The 22,843-nt window shown below is 63.1% G+C and carries 22 protein-coding genes and 1 riboswitch; of the genes, 6 read left to right on the forward strand and 16 right to left on the reverse strand.

All coding sequences use genetic code 11. The features are described from left to right. Positions 1-14: 14 nt before the first annotated feature. From AC1RJY_RS00200 to AC1RJY_RS00230, 7 genes are all read right to left on the reverse strand, one after another. Complete coding sequence (locus AC1RJY_RS00200; RefSeq protein WP_011774205.1) at positions 15-1,331, reverse strand: deoxyguanosinetriphosphate triphosphohydrolase; 1,317 nt, start codon at positions 1,329-1,331, stop codon at positions 15-17. 64 nt (positions 1,332-1,395) lie between these two features. Further along, on the reverse strand, positions 1,396-2,577 hold the full coding sequence (gene dusB, locus AC1RJY_RS00205) for a tRNA dihydrouridine synthase DusB (RefSeq protein ID WP_498600858.1): 1,182 nt from the start codon (positions 2,575-2,577) through the stop codon (positions 1,396-1,398). 113 nt (positions 2,578-2,690) lie between these two features. Further along, entirely contained in the window at positions 2,691-4,196 is a 1,506-nt protein-coding gene (locus tag AC1RJY_RS00210) for a YibE/F family protein (protein ID WP_498600859.1), read from the reverse strand. 54 nt (positions 4,197-4,250) lie between these two features. Next, entirely contained in the window at positions 4,251-5,624 is a 1,374-nt protein-coding gene (locus tag AC1RJY_RS00215; RefSeq protein WP_210064293.1) for an FAD-binding oxidoreductase, read from the reverse strand. Between the two features lie 211 nt (positions 5,625-5,835). After that, positions 5,836-6,798 carry a GNAT family N-acetyltransferase gene (locus AC1RJY_RS00220; protein ID WP_498600860.1) on the reverse strand — a complete coding sequence of 321 codons (963 nt, stop codon included), beginning with the start codon at positions 6,796-6,798 and terminating at the stop codon, positions 5,836-5,838. A gap of 2 nt (positions 6,799-6,800) precedes the next feature. Further along, positions 6,801-8,186, reverse strand: coding sequence for a glycine--tRNA ligase (locus AC1RJY_RS00225; RefSeq protein ID WP_014921225.1), 1,386 nt, complete (start codon positions 8,184-8,186; stop codon positions 6,801-6,803). A gap of 153 nt (positions 8,187-8,339) precedes the next feature. After that, entirely contained in the window at positions 8,340-9,344 is a 1,005-nt protein-coding gene (locus AC1RJY_RS00230; RefSeq protein ID WP_014921224.1) for a DMT family transporter, read from the reverse strand. A 23-nt stretch (positions 9,345-9,367) separates the two neighbouring features. Here AC1RJY_RS00230 and AC1RJY_RS00235 point away from each other — a divergent pair, with 23 nt between their 5' ends. Continuing rightward, complete coding sequence (locus tag AC1RJY_RS00235; protein WP_011774199.1) at positions 9,368-9,595, forward strand: RNA-binding S4 domain-containing protein; 228 nt, start codon at positions 9,368-9,370, stop codon at positions 9,593-9,595. On the opposite strand, the gene AC1RJY_RS00240 is transcribed toward AC1RJY_RS00235, so the two are convergent. Next, positions 9,592-10,242, reverse strand: a complete 651-nt coding sequence (locus AC1RJY_RS00240; RefSeq protein ID WP_014921223.1) for an alpha/beta hydrolase — start codon at positions 10,240-10,242, stop codon at positions 9,592-9,594. The two genes, AC1RJY_RS00235 and AC1RJY_RS00240, sit on opposite strands and share 4 nt — an antisense overlap. A 70-nt stretch (positions 10,243-10,312) precedes the next feature. Between AC1RJY_RS00240 and AC1RJY_RS00245 the strand changes: the two genes are divergently transcribed. The 3 genes from AC1RJY_RS00245 to AC1RJY_RS00255 all read left to right on the forward strand — a co-directional run bounded on the left by AC1RJY_RS00245 (position 10,313) and on the right by AC1RJY_RS00255 (position 12,830). Beyond that, positions 10,313-11,155 (forward strand): SGNH/GDSL hydrolase family protein, encoded by an 843-nt coding sequence (locus AC1RJY_RS00245; protein WP_498600862.1) that lies wholly within the window; start codon positions 10,313-10,315, stop codon positions 11,153-11,155. 29 nt (positions 11,156-11,184) lie between these two features. Next, positions 11,185-12,360 carry a winged helix DNA-binding domain-containing protein gene (locus AC1RJY_RS00250; RefSeq protein WP_498600863.1) on the forward strand — a complete coding sequence of 392 codons (1,176 nt, stop codon included), beginning with the start codon at positions 11,185-11,187 and terminating at the stop codon, positions 12,358-12,360. A gap of 80 nt (positions 12,361-12,440) precedes the next feature. Continuing rightward, a complete protein-coding gene (locus tag AC1RJY_RS00255) occupies positions 12,441-12,830 on the forward strand; it encodes a hypothetical protein (RefSeq protein WP_011774195.1) in 390 nt (129 codons plus the stop codon). A 23-nt stretch (positions 12,831-12,853) separates the two neighbouring features. On the opposite strand, the gene metX is transcribed toward AC1RJY_RS00255, so the two are convergent. Continuing rightward, positions 12,854-13,975: a homoserine O-acetyltransferase MetX gene (gene metX / locus AC1RJY_RS00260; protein WP_498600864.1), complete on the reverse strand. Its 1,122-nt coding sequence runs from the start codon at positions 13,973-13,975 to the stop codon at positions 12,854-12,856. Between the two features lie 15 nt (positions 13,976-13,990). Further along, positions 13,991-14,107: riboswitch (SAM riboswitch) on the reverse strand. Positions 14,108-14,269: 162 nt separating this feature from the next. Further along, a complete protein-coding gene (locus AC1RJY_RS00265) occupies positions 14,270-15,610 on the reverse strand; it encodes a bifunctional o-acetylhomoserine/o-acetylserine sulfhydrylase (RefSeq protein WP_286176260.1) in 1,341 nt (446 codons plus the stop codon). 202 nt (positions 15,611-15,812) lie between these two features. Between AC1RJY_RS00265 and AC1RJY_RS00270 the strand changes: the two genes are divergently transcribed. Beyond that, complete coding sequence (locus AC1RJY_RS00270; protein ID WP_043469963.1) at positions 15,813-16,451, forward strand: VOC family protein; 639 nt, start codon at positions 15,813-15,815, stop codon at positions 16,449-16,451. Positions 16,452-16,572: 121 nt separating this feature from the next. Here the strand turns inward: AC1RJY_RS00270 and AC1RJY_RS00275 are convergent, their stop codons facing one another. Then, positions 16,573-17,346, reverse strand: coding sequence for a CPBP family intramembrane glutamic endopeptidase (locus AC1RJY_RS00275; protein WP_011774191.1), 774 nt, complete (start codon positions 17,344-17,346; stop codon positions 16,573-16,575). A gap of 88 nt (positions 17,347-17,434) precedes the next feature. On the opposite strand from AC1RJY_RS00275, the gene AC1RJY_RS00280 reads away from it, so the two are divergent. Then, positions 17,435-18,115 carry a histidine phosphatase family protein gene (locus AC1RJY_RS00280; protein WP_238324560.1) on the forward strand — a complete coding sequence of 227 codons (681 nt, stop codon included), beginning with the start codon at positions 17,435-17,437 and terminating at the stop codon, positions 18,113-18,115. A gap of 23 nt (positions 18,116-18,138) precedes the next feature. On the opposite strand, the gene AC1RJY_RS00285 is transcribed toward AC1RJY_RS00280, so the two are convergent. The 5 genes from AC1RJY_RS00285 to AC1RJY_RS00305 are packed head-to-tail and all read right to left on the reverse strand — an operon-like array spanning position 18,139 to position 22,618. Further along, positions 18,139-18,930, reverse strand: a complete 792-nt coding sequence (locus AC1RJY_RS00285) for a DeoR/GlpR family DNA-binding transcription regulator (protein WP_014921218.1) — start codon at positions 18,928-18,930, stop codon at positions 18,139-18,141. A 23-nt stretch (positions 18,931-18,953) separates the two neighbouring features. Next, positions 18,954-19,808 carry a class II fructose-bisphosphate aldolase gene (locus AC1RJY_RS00290; protein ID WP_498600866.1) on the reverse strand — a complete coding sequence of 285 codons (855 nt, stop codon included), beginning with the start codon at positions 19,806-19,808 and terminating at the stop codon, positions 18,954-18,956. Further along, positions 19,790-20,758, reverse strand: a complete 969-nt coding sequence (locus tag AC1RJY_RS00295) for a 1-phosphofructokinase family hexose kinase (protein ID WP_014921216.1) — start codon at positions 20,756-20,758, stop codon at positions 19,790-19,792. Before AC1RJY_RS00295 ends, AC1RJY_RS00290 begins: the two co-directional genes overlap by 19 nt. Further along, positions 20,755-21,690: an ROK family protein gene (locus tag AC1RJY_RS00300; RefSeq protein ID WP_014921215.1), complete on the reverse strand. Its 936-nt coding sequence runs from the start codon at positions 21,688-21,690 to the stop codon at positions 20,755-20,757. Before AC1RJY_RS00300 ends, AC1RJY_RS00295 begins: the two co-directional genes overlap by 4 nt. A 10-nt stretch (positions 21,691-21,700) precedes the next feature. Then, complete coding sequence (locus tag AC1RJY_RS00305) at positions 21,701-22,618, reverse strand: SIS domain-containing protein (RefSeq protein WP_210064300.1); 918 nt, start codon at positions 22,616-22,618, stop codon at positions 21,701-21,703. Positions 22,619-22,843: the final 225 nt, after the last annotated feature.

Consider the following 22,843-nt stretch of genomic DNA (forward strand, 5'->3'; position numbering starts at 1 on the left):
GAGCCTCGGAGGCGTTACCAGAGCGACGGAAGGCTGCCCACGAGGCGCTCATACATGGCCAACGCTGACACGTCCGTCAGCGACGCCACCTGGTCGATCACCACGCGCAGCCGTGCACCGTCGTCGACGGCGTCCCGCCAGTCCGCGGCGAACATCGGCTCCAGGTGACGGTCACCGGTGGCGTTCAAAACACCCACGAGCGCGTGCAGCACTTCGCGTTGGCGTTCGTACACCGGCTGGCGGTGGTCCGTTGAGATGACAAAGGTTGTGGCCAGGCCCTTGAGGACGGCAATCTCCGTGACGGTCTCCTCGGGGACCATGAGCTCAGCGTCGTAGCGGGTCAGATTGGCTGGACCGAAATGGGCACGCGTTGTTTCCATGGCGCTCTGGCAGAACCGGCCGATGAGCTGACTGGTCATGTCCTTCAACGCCGCCATGGATTTCCGGCTGCCATCAGCTTCGCGGACCCAGACCTTGGTGGCCTCAAGGCGGGCGAGGGCGGCATCAATTTCTGCGGGATCGTTATGCGGCAGGTACCACTGTTTGGTGTATCCCACCACGCGAGCCCGGTGGTCCGGGTTCTCCATCCACTTCAGCTGGAAATGGCCGGCGACGATCGCATCCTCAACGTCGTGGACCGAGTACGAAATGTCGTCGGCAAGGTCCATTACTTGAGCTTCGATGCACGAACGGTTTCCCGGAGCGCCTTCGCGCAGCCATTCGAAGACGGGAAGATCGTCTTCGTAAGCGCCGAACTTACTGGTGCGGTGGCCATGGATCACAGGGGCATCGACGGCGGACCATGGGTATTTGGACGCGGCGTCCAGGCTGGCACGGGTCAAGTTGAGTCCAGCCGGCCGTCCGTCCTCTGCCAGAACCTTGGGTTCCAGGCGGGTCAGGAGCCTGAGGGTTTGGGCATTGCCCTCGAAGCCGCCGATGGTGTGCGCAACTTCATTGAGCGCGGACTCGCCGTTGTGGCCGAAGGGCGGATGACCGAGATCGTGGCTCAGGCATGCAGTGTCCACGACGTCAGGATCGCAGCCCAGGGAGCGCCCAAGCTCACGGCCCACTTGCGCCACTTCCAGGCTGTGGGTCAGCCTGGTTCGGACAAAGTCGTCCGTATCCGGGGCAACTACCTGCGTTTTTGCACCGAGCCTGCGCAAGGCCGAGGAGTGCAGGACCCTGGCGCGGTCCCGTTCAAAGTCCGAGCGATAGTTGCTCTTGCGAGGCTCTTCGACCCACCTCGCGGAATCTGCCTCAGCGTAACCGGGGATGGCCAGCACAAAATCGTGAGTCGTCCCGTCATGGCCAAGTATCGCTTCGGTTCCCATGGGTATCTGCCTCCTTCAAGCGCCGGGGTGTGGAGCTTCTTGAGTCAGTCTTACACGTGTGAGGCTAGCCGCCCGAAACGTCAAGCTCCGCGGCCGAGATATCCGCGCTCTGTTCAGCGTTCAGCTGACGGCTCACCAGCCAGTCCTTGGGCAAGGCAGGCTTCTTGGGCGAGCCCGCACGGCCGCGGGGTCCTTCGGAATCCACACCCGGGTAGGGCGAGTCCATATCCAGTTCATCGAGGTATTCGCGCAGCACCTCGAGGGTGGGTACGGTGGCCAGCTTGGCGCGGAGTTCGCCGCCCACCACGTAGCCCTTGAAGTACCAGGCCATGTGCTTGCGGATCTCGCGGAGAGCCTTGTATTCGTCGTTCCCGAACGTTTCCACCATCAGCTCGGCGTGACGGTAGACGCCTTCAGCCACTTCGCGAAGTCCTGGCCGGTGCCGCTGGTCGCTTCCTTCGAAAGCGGCCTGCAGATCGCCGAACAGCCAAGGCCTGCCCTGGCAGCCACGGCCAACCACGACGCCGTCCACGCCGGTCTCCCGCACCATGCGGACTGCGTCCTCGGCGGACCAAATATCGCCGTTGCCCAGCACCGGGATATCCGGCAGGGCCTCGCGGAGGCGGGCGATGGCAGACCAATCGGCCTGGCCGGAATAGAACTGCGCGGCAGTGCGGCCGTGAAGGGCGACGGCGGCCACCCCCTCGTCGCGGGCGATGCGGCCGGCGTCGAGGTACGTCAGGTGGTCCTCATCGATGCCCTTGCGCATCTTGATGGTCAGTGGAATGCCGCCCTTGGACGCTTCCTTGACCGCTGTCTGGACGATGGATGTGAAGAGGTCGATTTTCCACGGAAGCGCTGAGCCGCCACCGCGCCGGGTGACTTTGGGCACGGGGCAGCCGAAGTTGAGGTCAATGTGATCGGCGCGGTCCTCTTCCACGAGCATGCGGACCGCTGCGCCCACCGTCACAGGGTCCACGCCGTAGAGCTGTACGGAACGGACTTTCTCGTCCCCATCATGCGAGATGATGCGCAACGATTCCGGTGTCCGCTCCACAAGGGCACGGGACGTCACCATCTCGGCCACGTACATGCCGCCGCCGTATTCACGGCAAAGCCTGCGGAAGGCCGAGTTGGTGATGCCCGCCATGGGGGCAAGGATCACCGGGGTGTCCACGGTGATCCCGCCGAGCTTCAATGGCGGGAGTTCAAGCTTTGGTGCGGGGGGCGTTGCTACAACAGTCACCCATCCATTGTTACAAATCCGCGCAAATCGGCCCCCTTTTGGCCGAAACCCGGTGTTGTTTGCCCAGCACACCGTACTCGGGCGGGCCCTGCGGAAAAGATCCGGACCCGGCGTCAGGTGGCCTTGTCGGTGCTTCCGCCGCGGCGCTCCGCTTCCCGCTGGGCGCGTCGGCTACCCGGGCGTGCCGGTTTGCCGGGAGCGTCAAGGCGCGTATCGGCGTCGTACGTGTCCTTCGAACCGGAACCCACGACGGCGGCGGCCGCTGCCAGCGAACCGGTGTCGTTAAGCTCGTCAGCAGTTACGGTCGGCCCGCCAGCGGCGGCGAGGCGCTTCATGCCGGTGGCTTTGACCACCAGGACGGCGATAAGCGTCGTGACCGGGATGGCAAGGACGAGGCCGATGGAACCCACCAACGTGCGGATGACTTCCTCGGACAATTCCGCGCTGGTGAGTGCTTCATCGAGCGGCCGGTCATAAAGCATCACGATGATGAGGATCGGAAGGGCGGCGCCTGCGTAGGCAAATGCGATGGTGTAGACCGTGGACGCGATGTGGTCCCGGCCGATCCTCATGGCCGAGGAGAACAGCTTGCGGGCACTGGTGTTGGGGGCGAGTTCGTAGAGTTCCCACACCGCGGAGGACTGCGTGATGGTCACGTCATTGAGCACGCCCAAGCCTGAGATGATGAGGCCGCAGAGGATGATCCCGGAGATGGAGATCTGGGGTGACATGTTCACCAGCGTTGAGGCGTCGTGGTTCCCAACGCCGGCCAGATTGGCCGCATCCGTAGCCCAGGCCGCCAGCAACGCCGTGATGCTGAGCCCGAAAATGGTGCCCAGCAAGGCCGTGGACGTTCGCGCCGAGAATCCATGCGCGAAATACAGGACCCCGATCATGATCACCGTGGAACCCACCAAGGCAAGCAGAAGCGGCGGCTTACCCTCCACCAAACCCGGCAGGATGAAGCTGACCAGGACGAAGTAGGCACCCACCAGGCCCAGGAGTGCGCGGAAGCCGCGCCAACGGGCAACCGCGATGACAACGGCTGCGTACAAGACGGCCAGGAGCGCGATGGGAATGCTGCGGACGAAATCCACGAAAACATAGGCTGGGGCGCCGCTTCCGGAGTTCGCACCTTGGACCCCTGAAAGGTTGAGGTACCGGATGGAGTCCCCCACGTCCACGCCGTGGGACATGGCAACATCAGGGTTGATGACCACCTTGACCACGTCCCCGCCCTTATCAGGCTCCGTAAAGGCGAAGGTGCACTGGGACCCCCCGGACTGGTTGTTCTGGCCTGTGTCCGTCTGTCCTGTGTCTGTTTGTCCGCTGTTGGGCTGGCCGGTGTTGCTTTGGCCCGTCTGCGTGCAGCTTTCCACCACCACGCTCTGAATCCTGCCAGTGTCGAAGGTCACCCCGGGGGCAGCCTGGTAGGGGCTCGAGAACGAGATTCCCTCCCGGCTGCCCGAGGGCCACATGACCATCATGGCCACGAGCGTCAGGACGCCCAGCGGAACAAGGATGGCCGCCAAAATCCAGTTGGCCCTCTTCCGCGACGCGAGAGCCTGCGGGGTTGGCTCGGAATCTTCAGAATGACCGTGGGAGTGACCGTGGCCCATCAGCAGCAAAACCTCATGCCTTAACCCTACGCGGGACCGCAGGCGTGCTTTGCCCTAGGCGGGTGCGATGTTCTGGTTGACGCGGAAAAGGTTTCCGGGATCGTATTTGGCTTTGATCGCAACCAGCCGTTCCCAGTTGGGACCGTAGTTATCGGCTACGCGGTTCTGGTCCTCCGAGTCCATGAAGTTGATGTAGCCGCCGGCCTCCGAGTGCGGGGCCAGAGCCGCGGCATACCCGCGTGCCCAGGCAATGTTTGCTTCGTTGTCTGCAGGATCGGGCCACTGGGTTGCGATGACCGGGGAGAACTTCATGTCGCGGTGGGCGAAGGCAGTGTCCTGGACAGCTACGCGGGACACCGCTCCGTCGATGGGATAAACATGCACCGCGGTGTTAACGCTGGTGACGGTCGCCCCGAACTCGGCGTGGGCACCGATTGCGCCGTCATTGAGCTCACGCAGGAAGTTGGCCTTCCAATAGCCCTGCATGCCTTTCTGGTTCAGTCCGTCGAAGGCCACATTAAGGGCCGGATAGGGCATGGGCCCCACCATGGATCCCGCAACAGGCGCGGCATCCAGGAACGGTTGCCAGCGCGCCTGCCCCTCAGCCAGGTCGCCCGTCCACATTCCCACCACGACGCACACGGATTTCCCATGCCATTCCTCAGGCAGGAAAGGTACGGGCGGTCCTTGGTGGAAGCCCAGGAAAGCACCGAACTCCTCGGGCGCGGAGGCAATGTAGTCACGGTAGAACCGGGCAACTGTGGGGATGTTCTCAGCGCCGTAGATGATGATGCCTGCGTAGACCGTGTCCACTGGATGGAGCTGGAATTCCAAGGAAGTCACTACCCCGAAGTTTCCACCTCCGCCGCGGATCGCCCAGAACAGGTCCTCGTTACGTTCCTTGCTGGCAATAAGGAAATTGCCGTCAGCCGTGACGACGTCGGCCGAGACAAGGTTGTCGCACGACAGTCCGTACTTTCGGGTCAGGTAACCGATTCCGCCACCCAGCGTCAGGCCGGCAACACCGGTGGAACCGACGATTCCGCCTGTGGTCGCGAGTCCGAAGGCGTGCGTAGCATGGTTGAAGTCCGCCCACGTGGTGCCTGCCTCGGCTCGTGCCGTTCGTGCTTCCGGATCCACGCGCACACCGTTGCGATTGACGAAGTCCAACACCAAGGCGTCGTCCCACGTTCCGAAGCCAGGGGCACTGTGTCCGCCACCCCTGATAGCCAGGGGCATGGAGTTCTCGCGGGCGAAGTTCACACCGGCGATGACGTCCGACACCTGGGCCACGCGGACGATTCCCGCAGGACGCTTGTCCACCATCGCATTGAAGACGGCACGGGCAGCGTCATAGTCAGGGTCTTCGGGAGTGATGAGTGGCCCGTGCAATTGCTCCCGTAGCCCATCGAGGGCTCTTTGGTTCATTTTGATTTACCACCGATTCAGAAGTGAGACCGGATTGTTCCCCGCCGCTCCCTCCAGCAGTGACGGCGTGGGTTTACGTCGATAGGCCTACTCCTGCCGGTGTGCCACGTCAATCATTTTTATTTGGCTGACATCGGAGGGATTAAACGCAGGATCCCACGCCGCCCGAACGTTACGGGCAGCGTGGGATCCTGACGTGCGGGAACCGCGATCAGTCGCTGACGATCAGGGTGTCTGCACCCCGCACGTGGGCCTTGCCGGATTCCAGCACCGGCTTTAGAACTGAGCGCAGCGCCGTCATGGACTCGTCAACTTCCAGCAGGACCGGGTGCTGGTAGGCAATGAGTGCCAGCAGGTCCCGGACCGCGGCCGCTGCGTCCTCGGCGGACAGCTCGGGATCGTGCCCCAGGAAGACATCCGAAGGCTCATCGGAGTTGCCCTGGGCATAGCTGATGGCAAACGCCTGGATTTTGCCCTTGCGGCTCGCCGGAACGCCTTGGCCGAAAGCACTGGCCTTGGGCGCACGCAGGACGATTGCCCCGTGGGCACCGGTCAGGTCATGCAGGAACAAGCGCTGAACCGTGGCGATGCTGAGCTCCCCCGGGCTGTCCCAGTGGTGGACGTGCGAGTAGTACTTACCCACCACATCGCTCAACTCCACTGAACCCGTAGCCAGGTCCTCCACGCGCTCGGAAGCAGCTTCCTCGGAACCGTCGCCGAAGCGCGGAAGCGACAGCGGTTCAGGATCCACAACCACCAACTGAGAGCGCTGGATGGGTGCCAGTCCGGCGGCCGCAGCAAATGCCGCGCCCGCGGTATCCGGCTCTACCTTGCTGCGCAGCTTGGAAACGCCCGACGGCGAGTTCCCGGCTTCCCGGCGAAGCATGGTCAGCAGGGTGGCGCCCACGCCTTCACGGCGGTGGTCCTTGGCAACCTCGATATACGCCCAGAGTCGTTCGGGGTGCAGTGATGCTTCGTGGACGACGCCTGCGGCGACGGGAATACGTACTCCGTCCACCACGTCCTCGGCCACGATGCAGCGGCGCCATGGTTGATTGCTGGAGGGCGCCAGAGCTGCACGGAACTGCTCAGCGGGAAGGGTCTCCGGGCCGCCCCAGATTTCCAGGAGGGCGAGGTCGTCGCCCTCCTTCCATTCGCGATATTCCAAAGCCACCGCTAGGCGCCGATCAGGCGTGCGGCCAGGTAGCCCTCAACCTTGTCCAAGGACACGCGTTCCTGGCTCATGGTGTCGCGCTCACGAATGGTGACGGCTTGGTCTTCCAGGGTGTCGAAGTCCACGGTGATGCAGAACGGAGTACCGATCTCGTCCTGGCGACGGTAGCGGCGGCCGATGGCGCCGGCGTCGTCGAAGTCGATGTTCCAGTTCTTTCGCAGCTGGGCTCCCAGCGCTTTTGCCTTCGGGGACAGGTCCTCGTTGCGGCTCAGCGGCAGGACGGCGGCCTTGACCGGGGCCAGGCGCGGATCCAGCTTCAGCACAGTGCGGACATCGACGCCGCCCTTGGCGTTGGGTGCCTCGTCCTCGGTGTAAGCGTCAATCAGGAACGCCATGAAGGAGCGGGTCAGGCCTGCGGCGGGCTCGATGACGAACGGCGTGTAGCGCTCGTTGGTGGCCTGGTTGAAGTAGCTCAGATCCGTGCCGGAGGCCTTGGCGTGCGTTGAGAGGTCAAAGTCCGTGCGGTTGGCGATGCCCTCGAGCTCGCCCCACTCGGAGCCTTGGAAACCGAAGCGGTACTCAATGTCCGTGGTGCCCTTGGAGTAGTGGCTCAGCTTCTCCAGGGGGTGCTCAAAGAAGCGCAGGTTGTCTTCGCGGATGCCAAGGTCCGTGTACCAAGACATGCGTTCCTTCATCCAGTACTGGTGCCACTCTTCGTCCGTGCCGGGCTCGACGAAGAACTCCATCTCCATCTGCTCGAATTCGCGGGTACGGAAAATGAAGTTACCCGGGGTGATCTCGTTGCGGAAGGACTTACCGATCTGGCCGATGCCGAACGGGGGCTTCTTCCGCGACGTGGTGAGCACGTTGTTGAAGTTCACAAAGATGCCCTGTGCCGTTTCGGGGCGCAGGTAGTGCATGCCTTCGTCATTGGCCACGGGGCCGAGGAAGGTCTTCAGGAGACCGGAGAATTCCTGCGGCTCGGTCCATTCGCCACGGGTGCCGCAGTTTGCGCAGGCGATGTCCTTCAGGCCGTTTTCTGGCGGGCGGCCCTTCTTTTCCTCGTACTCTTCCTCGAGGTGGTCGGCGCGGTATCGCTTGTGGCAGGAAAGGCATTCAACCAGGGGGTCGGAGAAGACTTCTACGTGGCCGGATGCTTCCCATACCTGGCGGGGAAGGATCACGGAGGAATCCAGGCCTACAACGTCTTCGCGGCCGCGGACCATGCTCTGCCACCACTGGCGCTTGATGTTCTCCTTCAGCTCCGCACCGAGGGGACCGTAGTCCCACGCAGAACGGGAGCCACCATAGATTTCACCGGCCTGGAAGACAAAGCCCCTCCGCTTGGAGAGGGAAATGACCTGGTCAAGGACGGATTTTGCTGCCATGGGTACTCCATTTGTTCTACAGGGCCGCTGGGTGCGGTCCGCGGTGGTTGCCCCGGACCCGGACGAGGTTGTCCGGCGGGGTGCTGGGGGAAATTTACTGCAAAGTACTTGAGACTACTGGAAAAAGTACTGCAGGGCACTGCGTCTCCTAGCCTACCGGCCTTTGGCCGCACCTCTCCGTGCGAAGGCTCCCTTGGGCCACGGCAACGTGGCCACGACGATCGCGGCGAGCGTCAGGACGGTACCCAGGACCGTGGGCAAGGCGACCACCGCGCCGGGACTGGGGATCACGACGTCGAGCACCAACGATCCCACCAGCTGCCCGGCAATCATGCCCAAACCGGTGATCAGGACGCCAAGGCTACGGACCAGCAGTGCTGCCAAGCCGATGAACAGGCAGCCCATGGGACCGCCAAGGTAGTACCACCACTCGCCGGGAAGCGGGTTTCCCGGCCCGGCCACAGCCAGCTTGATCATCCACGCAATCCACAGAATGGCTGACCCGGCAATGAAGTTGACCAGGGTGGCTGCGATGGGCGTCCCGTAATGGACTGTGGCGGTTCCGTTCATGGCCTGCTGGAAGCTCATGAAGAAGCCGGCAGCCAGCGGCAGGAGAACCGGCAGCACGAGCGATGCGATGTCGGCGTCGCCGCCAAACCGTGGCGAAACAGCCCAAGCCACCGCGGCAACGGTCAGGACACTGCCGAGGACCCGGACACCGGTGATAGCGCGTTTTCCTCCCGGACCGATGCCCATCCGGTCCACGAGCAGTCCGCTCAACGTTTGGCCCGTTACGGCCGCGACTGTGAACAACGCGACACCCAGCAGGGCAACCGTGAACGACTGGGCAAAGACGAACAACGCACCGATGGCGCCGGCCATGACATAGAACCTGGGAAAGCTGCGGTTCCGGACAGCGGGAATGATGCGCCGGAGCCCGGCCCTGCCCCGGGGAGTGGCAAAGGAAATAGCGCTGATGAGCAGGAGTCCTGTGGTGAAGCTCACCACAGCCGCGGCGATTCCGTCGTCCAGTTTGGCCCCGAGGGCCCCATTGATCCTCCCTTGAAGCGGGATGACCAAGCCGGTTGCTACTGCAATAGGAAGGCCAATGACCAGTGGAAGGGCGGGACGGGGAGGAGACTGCGGCACCGTCACCACACTACTTCAGGCATCATTGCTGTATGAGCAACCCCGAAATTGAAGAGATCCCCATCCGCGACGACATGATCCGCCTGGGCCAGCTGCTGAAGCTCGCCAACTTGGTGGAGGACGGCGTTGAAGCCACGGAGCTCATCAAGAACGGCTTGGTCAAAGTCAACAACGAAATTGACGACCGCCGAGGCCGCCAACTCCACGTCGGCGATACCGTAACCGTCAACGGCCAGACGGTCCGGATCACCAGAGCCTAGTCAGTCAGGACTTTGTGGGTGAGGAACTCGCCCACGTGTCCGATCTCCTGCTGGTTAATGCCGTGCCACATCCCCGTGTAGAGCACTTTGGTGAGGTCAACGTGCTTGCGGACCCATCCCATGGTGTATTCGATCTTGTCCTGGGTGATGACGGGATCCTGCTGGTCACGGCCCCAGAACATCGGTAACGATCCGTCCAGTTCATCGTCCCGGAAGGCGGCGTCAGCACCGGCGTCGATCACAAAGCCTGAAAGCCCGACGACGGCGGCGAAGTCTGCGGGTCGGTAGCGGAGCATGGTGGTAGCCATCGCCATGCCCATGGAGAAACCGAGCAATGTCACTGACGAGTGGTTTGCTTTGACCGTGTCCAGCCATTCGAGCGCATACTCGGCTGCGTGCTTCACGGCTTCCAGCGAATAGTCGATGGACGCCGTGAGAGGGAACCAGGTGAAGCCCGGCCCCATGGGCATCGGTGCGCGAAGGGCGGCGACAACAAAGCCGTCGGGCAGCAATCCGGCCAGGCTGAAGAGATCGTCCTCGTTGGATCCATAGCCGTGAAGCAGGACCAGGAGCGGCTTGCCTGCACGCTCGGCTTCATCGTGGGACCACAGGACTACGGGGGCGGGAAATGTGGGTGCTTCAGTCATGGGTCCATTCTTGCAGTTACCCACAAGTAACAACCTACGGTGGCGTAGGGTCGCCGTCACGGTGCAGGATATGAGCGTGAGTGAGAACAATCCTTTACTGAAGCCGGGCGAGTCCGTTCAAAAGCATCCTTGGAGCCGTTACGTGGCACTGGGTGACTCGTTCACGGAGGGCATCGGCGACCCCGAGCCCCGGAACCCGGGTGGTCACCGAGGTTGGGCTGACCGGGTCGCTGAGGAGCTGAGCCGCGGACAGGAAGACTTCGCCTATGCCAACCTCGCTATCCGTGGCAGGCTGCTGCAGCAAATCATCGATGAACAGGTGACGCCCTGCCTGGAATTGCAGCCGGACCTCGTGTCCATTTCGGCCGGCGGCAACGACCTCATCCGCCCCGGCGGCGATCCCGATCTGTTGGCCGAAAAGCTCGATGCCGCGGTGGCGCAGCTGGGCTCCGGCGGCGCCACCGTGGTGCTCTTCAACGGTCCGGATACTGCCGCGTCGGTCTTGGGGCGTATCCGCGGCAAAGTTGCCATCTACAACGAAAACCTCCGTACGGTGGCCGCCCGCCACGACGCCATCATCGCCGACATGTGGTCCCTGCGGCAGCTGGCTGATACCCAGATGTGGGACGCGGACCGCCTGCACTTCTCGCCGCTGGGCCATCACACCATCGCCATGATGGTCCTGGAGGCACTGAACGTCCAACACACGCTCGAGCCCCTGATGCCCAAGGCCCTTCCGCCGCGTACATGGCGCGAAGCCCGCTCATCGGACCTCGTGTGGGCTCGTGAGTACTTTGTCCCCTGGGTCATCCGGCGGCTTCGGCACCGGTCCTCAGGCGACGGCATCACGCCAAAGCGTCCGACGCCGGGACCTGTCTTCGGCTCTACCGGCACCCTGGTGCCGCGCAGCTGACGTGACGCTTCTTCACTGCGAGGTCCGCCGTGCCGGGTGACAGCTCCCTGTCCGCGGAGACTATCAGGCGGACACGGCTACGGAGGCAGCAGTTGCGGGCCCCCTTTGCCGGAAATCCCGGGGACGTGGTCCGGAACCTCCTGGCCGTGCAGTCGCAAGAATTCCCCTATGCCAGATGGACCCTTGCTCAGAGAAGCTCCGCCAGCACTTCACCGATGGTCACGGCCGCAGACGTTGAGCAGGCTGTATCCGACGGGGTCATCCTGCGGACCCACATCCTCCGGCCCACCTGGCACTTTGTGCATCGGGACGATCTTGGCTGGCTGATGGGATTGTCCGCAGATCGCCTCCACCAGGGCAACAAAGGCATGTACCGTCAGACGGGAATCGATGAGGGGGCTGCTGCAAAGAGTGGCCGGATCCTGGCCGCTGCCGTGGCCGGAGGAGCCCACAAGACGCGCGAGGAACTCGCCGAAGTCTTGGAACAAGCAGGCTTCCCCGGAAAGGGCCTGGGGTTCATCTACCACCTCATGCACGCGGAAATCAGCCGGATACTGGTGAGTGGCTCCCCCGTCCGCTCCGCCGGAGGTGCCCTGAAACAGACATATGCCCTGTTCGAGGAACGCGTTCCCGGTTCGGTTCTGTCACCGCTGACTGCCGAAGCCCGCGAACAGGCCCTTGGACAGTTGGCACTCCGGTACTTCACCAGCCGGGGACCCGCCACGATCAAGGACTGTGCCGTGTGGTCCGGGCTGACCATGAAAGACGTGAAGCGGGGGATCGGCGTGTCTGAGGAGATCTCCCCCGGGAGCCTGGGCACCGTTCACTTCGATGGTCTGGAGTTCTATCTGGCCTCTGAGGAAGCGGAGGCTCTCACCAACGGCGACGATCCTTCAGCGATGGAGGACCCCGGGCTCCCCCGCCTGGACCTCATTCAGTGCTACGACGAATACGTGATGGGCTACTCACAGTCCCGGCACTTCCTTGGTGGAACGGCGCCATACTTCCCCGAGGACAACGGACCCATGCACGTGGTCCTGCTGAACGGCAGGTTGGCCGGATGGTGGCGCCACAGTTTCTCCGGCATGACCTGCGAACTCGATGTCCGAATGAACCGGCCGGCAACGGCGGAAGAACAAGACGCCTTGGAGGCCGAGGCGGATCGTTACGGCCGGTTCTTGGGCATGGAGACCACGCTGGTGTGAATTAGCCGGGCTGGTTCCGGGAGACGGGCCGCGTCCAGGTGGCAGGACTAAGCTGGGATGAGACCTAGGAGGCCTGCACTGTGAACAATCTGATCTTCTGGATCATCGTCTGCTCGTGGCTGATTCCACTCGGCATCCGCATGTACAACCGCTCCCGGGCGCGTCGGATCCAGAATGACACGTTCCGCGGCCCCGGGTACCCGCCGCAGAATCTGCCGGGCCCGGGGTACCCGCCGCAGAATTACCCCGGGTACCCGTCGGAGCCGATCGTCGTACGCCCCGCGGATGAGACACCGCAGGCCGGGCCGCCGTCGAACTCTTCGTCCCCCACGCCGTTTCCCGCAACGGGAAGCTCGCAGCCGCAAGGCTACCGTGCGCGCAAGCTGGCCGAGCTGGATGCGAAGTTCAGCAACGGCGAGATCGCCATGGAGGATTACATGAAGCAGCGCGGCGACATCATGAACGGCTAGGCCACCCTGAACGTGAGCCTGGCTTAGCCGAAGAAGGCTTCGCGGAGCTGCGCCGAGAGCTGGCCGATCTCGGTGAGGAAGCCATCGTGTCCAATCGGCGCCTCAATGAGGTGGACCGATACGTCTCCCGGGAGTGCCGCGGCGAGTTCCCGCGACTGTGCCGGGAAGTAGAGCCTGTCGCTGTCCACGGCCGCCACAAAGAACTCAGCCTTGGTGCGCGACAATGCCGCTTCCAACGTGCCGCGACCACGAGTGACGTCATGGGACATCAAGGCCTCGGTAATGGCGATGTAGCTGTTGGCATCGAAACGGCGGACCAGCTTTGTCCCCTGGTGGTCCAGGTAGCTTTCCACTTGGTAGCGCCCGCGCTCCCCCAGCACAGCAGCTGTCAGCGGCGTCTCCTGGTGCTGGGCTTGCCGGCCGAAGCGGAAGTCCAACTCCAACGCTGAGCGGTAAGTGATGTGGGCGATACGTCGGGCCAACGCCAAACCATGCTCAGGCGCGGTACCACCGTAGTAGTCGCCGTGATTGAAGTTCGGGTCCTGCCGGATGGCCAGGGTTTGGGCCTGCGCGAAGGCAATCTGCTCGGCCGTGCTGTAGGCGCCCACCGAGATCACGGCGCAGCGCTCCACCCGCTCGGGGAACGTCACGGCCCACTCGAGCGCACGGGCGCCGCCCATCGACCCACCCAACACGGCGTGCCAGGAGTCGATGCCCAAAGCATCGGCAAGGCGTGACTCAGCCACCGTGCTGTCGCGCAGAGTGACCAACGGGAAACGAGAACCCCAGGGCTTGCCATCGGGTGCTGCTGATGATGGGCCGGTGCTGCCGTAACAGCCGCCCACGATGTTGATGGAGATGACGAAGAACTTGTTGGTGTCGATGGTGGCACCTGGTCCAACAAGTTGCTCCCACCAGCCTTCTTCATCCGTGGCGCCGCGGGCTACGTGTGTACTGCCCGTGAGCGCGTGCTGGACGAGTACGGCATTGGATGCGTCGGAGTTCAGCTGCCCCCAGGTCTCGTACGCAAGGACAACGTCGGGAAGGAATCCGCCGGCTTCAAGTTCCAGCGGCCCTATGCCGGCGTACTTGACGATTCCGTCTTCTTCTCCGGATTTTGGAAGGGCTGTAGCAGTAATGGTCATTCCTTTGACACCTTAACCTCGCGCTTGCCCGTCGCCTTGCGTGCGAACAGGCCAGGTCTTCACCCGGGGCACCCCACCGCGGAGGAGGGTTGCCGGCCAGCAAGCCGGGGCTGTGTGCTGGCACTCATGACCTAATACGAAGAGTCTAGGAAATACAGGGCGGTTCTGGCGAAGAATGTGACAACAGTGTGACGGTTTGGGGTGCCTTCGTTCACGAATGAGCACCCTGAACTGCCGCCCGGCGAATAATCGTCGACGCGGGCGGCAGTCGGGCTGAGACTTTGAACCGCAGCGTTAGGCGCCCTTGGCAGCCCGGAAGCCGGCTTCGAGGTCGGCGATGATGTCATCCACGTTCTCGATGCCCACGGACAACCGCACCAGGCCGGGGTTGACGCCTGCAGCCACCTGCTGCTCCACCGTCAACTGACTGTGCGTAGTGGACGCCGGGTGGATGACCAGCGAGCGGACGTCACCGATGTTGGCAACGTGCGAGTGCAGCTCCAGTCCGTCCACAAAGCGCTTGCCCGCTTCTACGCCGCCCTTGATGTTGAAGGCAACAATGGCGCCCGTGCCCTTGGGGCCGTATTTCCGGCCCCGGCTGTACCACGGGCTGGATGGCAGGCCCGCATAGGCGACCGACTCGACGTCGTCGTGGCTTTCCAGCCATTCGGCCACCTTGGTGGCGTTGGCAACGTGACGCTCCACGCGCAGGCTCAAGGTCTCCAAACCCTGGGCAATGAGGAAGGCGTTGAACGGAGACACGGCGGAGCCGAGATCGCGAAGCAACTGGACGCGGGCCTTGAGGATGTAGGAGAGGTTGGCGCCCAGGGCGCCGTCCTTGCCGAGATCCCGGGCATAGACCAGTCCGTTGTAGCTGGGGTCCGGGGTATTGAACCCAGGGAAGCGCTCCGGGTCCTTGCCGAAGTCGAAGTTGCCGGAGTCCACAATCACACCGGCGATTGCTGAACCGTGACCACCCAGGTATTTGGTGGCCGAGTGAACCACGATGTCCGCGCCCCACTCGATGGGACGAATAAGGTAGGGCGTTGACAGGGTGTTGTCGACGATCAGGGGCACACCGGCCTCGTGAGCGGTGCGGGCGATGCCCTCAATGTCCAGCACGTCCTGGCGGGGGTTGGACACAACCTCGCCGAAGAACAGCTTGGTGTTCGGCTGGACGGCGTCACGCCACTGCTCCAGATTGTCGGGGTCCTCCACGAAGGTGACCGCAATTCCGAACTTCTTCAGCGTGTGCGCCAGCAGGTTGTACGTGCCGCCGTACAGGCTGGGGCTCGCCACGATGTGGTCCCCGGCCTCAGCGATGTTCAGGATGGCGAACGTCTCCGCGGCCTGTCCGGAGCTGAGCAGAAGTGCCCCTAGGCCACCTTCAAGGCTCGCGACCCGCTGCTCCACAACATCCTGCGTCGGGTTGCCGATCCGGGTGTAGATGGGTGCAAGCTCCGCCAACGCGAAGCGGTTGGCAGCACTCTCGGCACTGGGGAACACGAAGGACGTGGTCTGGTAGATCGGAAGCGAGCGAGCTCCGGTGGCGGCGTCAGGCTCCTGGCCTGCATGGATCTGGCGGGTTTCGAAAGACCATCCTTGGGACATCGGGTTCTCCTGTTCGTAACGCATGGGTTTGGCAGGCAATGTGGTGCGGTGTGAGCTGGGGCCAGTCTAGGAACTGTCCGGAAGCTAAGACAGCTTTATGACGCCGGTGGAATCTACAGGTCTCTTAGCGTCCTTCCATGACGCTCATAGCGAAAGTTACGTACATCCCACCTTAGTTAGGCTTGACTTAGCTGAGACCCTGATCACAAAGTGCCAAGATGAAGCCATGCGCATGGATCACGTCTCTTACGCCTGTGAACGAGATGGCCTTTTGGCCACTACCGAACGAATTTCCGCGGCATTGGGAGTGGACGCTGTCCGGGGCGGAGTGCACCCGCGCTTCGGTACCCGGAACATGATCATTCCCCTTGCGGATAACAAGTACCTGGAAGTGGTGGAGGTCCTGGACCACCCCGCTTCCGACAAAGCACCCTTTGGCCAGGCCGTCCGCGCCCGTTCGGCTGCAGGGGGCGGATGGATGGGCTGGTGCGTCGCCGTTGACGACCTCGCCCCCTTCGAAGACCGCCTTGGCCGCTCCGCTGTTCCGGGCAACCGCAAGTTCCCTGACGGCCGCGAATTGGTGTGGCAGCAAATCGGAATCCTCGGCCTGATCGCCGATCCCCAGGTACCGTACCTGCTCAAGTGGGAGGGCGACCCCTCACTGCACCCGTCCAGGATCTACGAAAGCGACGTCAAGATGTCCAGCCTCACCATTGCGGGCTCGGCTGAACGCGTCACCGAGTGGTTGGGCGAGCCGGTGGAAAAGCCGCTTGAGGATGTCGCAGTCCAGTGGATGGCACCGCACGGCACCCCCGGCATCCTGGCTGTCACTTTCGAAACCGCTACCGGAGCCGTCACCATCTGACCGCTCCATCCATCCGGGCTTGTCCCGGCCCCGGTCCATCATGTCCGGGTTGAACTTCGGCCGCCATCAGCGGGTGCCAATGACGTCACCCACCGATGGCGGCCGAATATTTTTAACGCCATCAGCCGAGGCCCATTGCCTTGCCGAACAGGCTGAATCCAACAAACGCCACGATGTCCAGCAATGCGTGGGCAATCACCAAGGGCATGACCCGCTTGGTCTTTGTATAAATCCATGCGAACACCAGGCCCATGACCACATTCCCGATGAACGGCCCAAAGCCCTGGTACAGGTGGTAGCTCCCCCGCAGCACGGCACTGACCACAATGGCCACCGGCATGCTCCACCCGAACTTACCGAAGCGGTCCATGAGGTACCCCACCACGATCACTTCTTCCACGACCGCGTGGCGCATGGCCGAGAGAATCAGTACGGGCACGGTCCACCAGTAGGCATCCAGGCCGCTGGGCACAATGGCTGTTGTAATTCCCAGCGCCCGACCGGCCGCGTACAAGCCGAGCGAGGGAATGCCAATCGCTGCAGCCAGTCCCACGCCTTGCAGTAGGTCCTTACCGGGCCGGGCGAAGTTGAACCCAAGCCGGGCGAACGCCGAAGCGCCCCCGCCTTCCCGACCTCCGGGGGCATACGTGGACAGGAAGTAGAACACCAGGGCCACGGGCACCAGTGCGAACACAATATCCAGCAACTGGTATGTGAGATCGAAGTACTCGCGAGCGCTTTGGGACCTGTTCAAGGTTGATGTGGCATCAGCCAAGGGAGCACGCGTCATCTTGTCCAAGAGCTGCACTACGGAGTAGACGGCTGACTGGCCCAAGGACAGGCCCAGCACAATAAGTACTTCGGCGCGCAGCCGGCGGCGGGAAGCAAGGAACATGTACCTATCTTGCCCTCACTACCTGCCACTTTGCCGGGAAGCGCACACCTCGCCGGACCACGCATGGCGGCCACCTATGCTTGGTGGGATGGGTGCCCCTGAGAGAATCTTCATGATCCGGCACGGCCAGTCAGCCGCGAATGCCGACACGTCCATCTACAACCGTGTGCCGGACTACCGGATCCCGCTGACGGATAGCGGTGTGGAGCAGGCACGGATCGCCGGGGAGGACCTGCGCAGGAAGCTCGATGGCGAGCAGGTTTGCGTGTACGTGTCCCCCTATTTGCGCGCTTACCAGACCTTGGAAGCCATGAACTTGGGGCCGCTGATCGAGCGGGTCATTGAGGAACCCAGGCTTCGCGAGCAGGACTGGGCGAACTTTCAGATCGCCGGGGAGATCGAGGACCAAAAGGAACTGCGCAACCTCTACGGGCACTTCTTCTACCGATTCCGCGAGGGCGAGTCCGGCTCAGATGTTTACGACCGGGTGTCATCCTTCATGGAGACCCTGTATCGGCACTGGCAAAAGCCCACGTACGCTCCGAACACGCTCCTGGTGACGCACGGGCTGACCATGCGCCTGTTCTGCATGCGCTGGTTCCACTGGACAGTGGAGTACTTTGAATCGCTGAATAACCCTGACAACGCCGAGCTGCGCACCTTGATCAAGAACGACGACGGCCAGTACAGCCTGGATGTACCGTTCAGCCAGTGGGTGCCCAGGGAGGTAGACGACTCGGTGCTGCACGCACCAAGGATGCGCTTCTAGAGAGTGGTCAGCGGCCCAAAATCCTAGCCGGCAGGTGCGACGATGACTTCTGTGCCCTTGGCTTCGAACGCCGCTTTGTGCTCGGCGCTGATGCCGGAGTCCGTGATGAGGTGCCTGAAGTCGTAGCCTGCCATCGCGGCAAAGGAGCGACGACCCACTTTGGAAGAGTCGGCCACCACGTAGGATTCCGTGGCGCGGCGTGCCATCACGGTGTTGACCATGGCTTCGCCTTCATCGGTGATGGTGGGGCCGAGGTCCGGGTCCACGCCGTTGACGCCAATGAACGCAATGTCCAAAGCAACCTTCTGCATGATGACGTCCGTGTAGGGTCCCACCAGCTCATAGGAGCGCGGGTTGAGGATTCCCCCGGTGACCATGATCTTGATATTGGGTCGGACCGCAAGCTGCGAGGCGATGTTGATCGCGTTGGTGACCACGGTAAGGGTGGGCGTGTGGGATGGCGCGTTGAGGTCCTCGCGGGTGGACAGCAGCTGAGCCAACGCCGTGTTGGTGGTACCGCCACTGAGGCCAATGACTGCACCGGGACGGATCAACGCCGAAGCAGCCAGGGCGATTTCCTGCTTGGCCTCAGCATGGTCGTCGCGGTTGTAACGGCCGGGGAGGTCGTAGGCAACGGACCCGGTTGTGGCGCCACCACGTGTTCGGCTGAGCAACCGCTGCTTGGCCAGGCTGTCAAGATCCCTGCGGGCCGTGGCAGGTGACACGCCCAGGCGGGTCACGATGTCCTCGACTTCCACATGGCCGGACTCGGCCAGGAGGTCGAGTATGGCAGTCAGCCGATCGGTGCGGGTCATGACAAGCCTTTCGCGGGTTCCAGCTAATTCGCTTTGGCGAACAGCGTCAGCATACGTGCAGACTCCAGCACAAGGGCATCCCGGCCGGCCTTGATGTATTTCCGGGAATCCACCACTGCAGGGTTGGCATCGAGATACTCACGGACGGCGCGGGTAAAGAACCCGTTCAAATGTGTGGATACGTTGATCTTAGTCATACCCGCGCGGATAGCGGCTATGAGCATGTCATCTGTCACACCGGAGGAGCCGTGGAGGACCAGTGGTTTTCCCACTGCAGTCTTCAGCCTGGTGATGAGGTGCAGGTCCAGCGCGGCGCTGCGTTCGGTCATGGCATGGGAGGAGCCCACGGCAACGGCGAGCGCGTCCACGCCGGTTGCCTCCACGAATGTCTGGGCCTCGGCGGGGTCTGTTCGGACACCGGGGGCGTGGGCTCCGTCCTTGCCGCCCACTTTCCCGAGCTCGGCCTCCACGTACACGCCGCGCGCGTGGGCGTACTGTGCAACCCGTTGCGTGACTTCCACGTTCCCTTCGTAGGGCAGATGCGCGCCGTCGTACATGACGGAACCGAAACCAAGGTCCACTGCGGCCAGCGCGAGGTCTTCGGATTCTGCATGGTCCAGGTGGAGGGCAACAGGCACCGCGGCTGAACGGGCGATTGCCAGTGCTGCCGCCGCGATGGGCTCGAGTCCACCGTGGTACTTGGCGCAGTTCTCGGAAATCTGCAGGATCAGTGGAACACCGGCTGCTTCGGCCCCTGCCACCAGGCCTTCGGCGGTTTCGATGTGGATGATGTTGAAGGCGCCTTGACCCGTCCCCGCAGCCGCGGCCCTGTCCATGAGTTCCCGTGTATTGACCAGGGTCACCGGGTCTCCTTCCATGTCACGATCAATTGGTCTTGAAGTTCCTGGTACCGCGGCGAGATTTCCCCCGCGGCGGGCATGAGAACGGCTGCGGCCGACCACGCAGTGGCCCGGCGAAGAATTTCGCGTGGCTCGGTAATGCCTTCGGCGAGTGCGACGGCGGCAGCGGCCACACCGGCGTCGCCCGCCCCTGTGGGGTTGCCACTGAGCGCTTCCGGCAGACGGGCGCTCCAGTAGCCGCCCGGGGCGGCGTGGTCGAAGGCAAGCATGCCGTCCGCGCCGGCGCTGACGAGGACCATGCGGGCACCCATGTCGATCAGAGCCAGGGCCGCTGCTTCAAGGCTGGTTTCCCCCGTCGCTTCGGCGAGCTCGTGATGATTCGGTTTGAGGATGTCGGCGCCGGCTTTGGCCGCAGCGATGATTCCGGGCCCGGAGGTGTCGATGATGGCCGGGATTCCGGCGTCGTGGGCCAGGCGCACAAGTTCCGGGTAGAAGTCCGCGGGAGCGCCCGGCGGCAGGCTTCCGGAACCGACCAAGACGGAGGCCGGCAGGTTTCGGTTCCCGCTCACGGCCTCAACCACGGCGATCCGGAGTGAGCGCCAGTCGTCGGGAAGGAGCGCTTGGCCCTCCTCATTGAAGATGGAGGTCTCTCCCGCGACGGTATCCACCAGTGCGATGCTGCGGCGGGTCTCGGCGGCGACTCCCACCAAGGCATGCGGTACTCCGCTGGTCCATAGTTCAGCCGCGAGGGTCTGCCCCGCCGCACCGCCGGTGGGTGCAATGGCGAGCACGGGGTATCCGAGTTGGTGAGTGACCCGGGCTACGTTGATTCCTTTGCCGCCTGCACGGCTCAAGGGCGTGGGCACGCGGTGGCTTGAGCCCTCGGTGATCCCTTGAACCGTGTAGGTCATGTCGATGGCCGGATTGGGAGTGACGGTGATAATGCGGTTCACGTTGGCTCGCTTCATTGTGCGCCTCCTAACACTGCCCGGGCATTCAGGGCCGCACCGAGCAAGCCTGCGTCCTGTCCCAGCTGGGCACGGATAAGTTGGGGCCGACGCTGGAAGTCCAGGATCCCGTCAACCCGTTTGCGGAGCGGCTCGAGCAGTTCGTCGCCGGCTTCAGCGAGGCCTCCGCCGATTACCACGGCTTCAGTACCAATGATGTTCACGCATTGGCAGATGGTGAAAGCAAGGGCATCAACGGCATCGTCCCAAACGCGTGCAGCGACTGAGTCTCCTGCCCCTGCCCTGAGCAGTACTCCGCGTGCACCGTCCACCGTGTTTCCCGATGCCCGGTGGTACCGCTTGGCAATAGCCCCGGCTGAGCCCACTGCTTCCAGGATGGTGGAGCCGGTGGCGCCTGGGGCGGCGTCGGGGTCCGGTACCTGGGCGTGGCCGAGTTCGCCGGCGAAACCGCCGGCGGTAACAGCCTTTCCGCCGGAGAACACGGCTGCTGCGATGCCGGTACCTACCACCATCACCACAACATCGTTGAACTCTTTGGAACCGCCGAAGCTGTGTTCCACAGCCGCAGCGGAACGGACGTCGTGATCGAACGCGACGGGGATGCCGAGCCGTTTTTCGGCTTCGGCTTTGAACGGGAAGTTACGCCATCCGAGGTTGGCGGAGTAGATACCCACTCCGGCCACGGAGTCCACGATCCCGGGGACAATGATGCCTGCTGCCTTGGCGGGGGCTTCCGGAAACTCCGAGGCCAACTCTGCTTTAAGCTCAGCGAGCCTGTCCAGGACCGCTTCGCCGGGGCGGGCCGGATCCAGCGGCGTAGGGACGCGGCGCATGCCCAGGACAGTTCCCCGGGCGTCCACCAAACCAGCCTTGATATCCGTCCCGCCAACGTCGAATGACAGGACCGGTGATTTTGCGGCTCCGAGAACCATGACGGGATGCCTAGGCGGAGGCGTCGAGAATAACGGAGCGCGTCAGGTTGCGGGGCAGGTCCGGATTCAGGCCACGGACGCGTGCACGCTCCAGGGTCACCTTATGGACACGTGCCAGTTCAGCCAGAGGGTGCTTATCCGTGCTGATGTAGAGCGCGCCTGTGACGGCCATGTCAGCGTCCAAGCCCTCGGGCTGGTTTCCGAACAACCAGGTGACGCGGCCGGGGGCGGCGATGGAGATGGGGCCGTGGCGGTATTCCATTGCGGGGTAGGACTCGGTCCAGCCCTGCACGGCTTCGCGCATCTTAAGGCCGGCTTCGTGGGCCAGCCCAACCGTCCAGCCGGTGCCGAGGAAGGTGAATTGCTCGGCATCCAAGAGTTCCTGGGAAACCTCTGCCGTCACTGCGTCACGGGCATCCGCGATTGCCTGCTGTACATCAATGTCAAGGCTGGTCAGCAAGTAGACCAGCGCCGTGGTAGCGAATCTGGTCTGCACCACGGAGCGCTCATCGGCGTACTGAAGGCCGACTATGGCGTCTGCCAGGTCAATAATCGGCGATGAGGTGTCGCCGATGATTGCAACAGTGGGGACGATCCCCTTCAACTCAGCCAGAATCTCAAGCACCTCAGTGGTGGTACCTGACCGCGTGATGGCCACAACGGCGTCGTACTGGCGGTCGGGGCTGTTGCTGTTCAGGAAAGCCTCGGACGCAGCGAACGCATCCGTGACCCCTTTACCGGCGGATTCGCGGGCAGCGGCGTAGCTCTGGGCCATGAACCAGGACGTGCCACAACCGATCACGGCAATGCGCTTGCCGTCGGCGGGAAGCAGCTGTTCCGTACGGGCCTGCTCCACGGCGCGCTGCCAAACCTCGGGCTGGGAAACCAGCTCTTCTTCCATGAAGGCGCCCAGTGTGTTCTCGCTCATCGTGTGTTCCGCTCCCGCTCAGCTTAATGACGTTTTCTGATCTATAGAAACACTAAACGATCATTTTCGATCTCACAAGGATCATCCGAGCGCAAAGACCACTCGTTTGCCGGGCACGTGGAAGCGGGGCATCAAATGGAGGAAAACGTGTTCCCGTATGTGCATTTAAGTTAACTACCTGTTAACTCTTGTCAATTCATGTCCCATGCAGCAGTGTTGGTCGGG

Source organism: Arthrobacter sp. GW822-FHT05G07, from assembly GCF_058799755.1.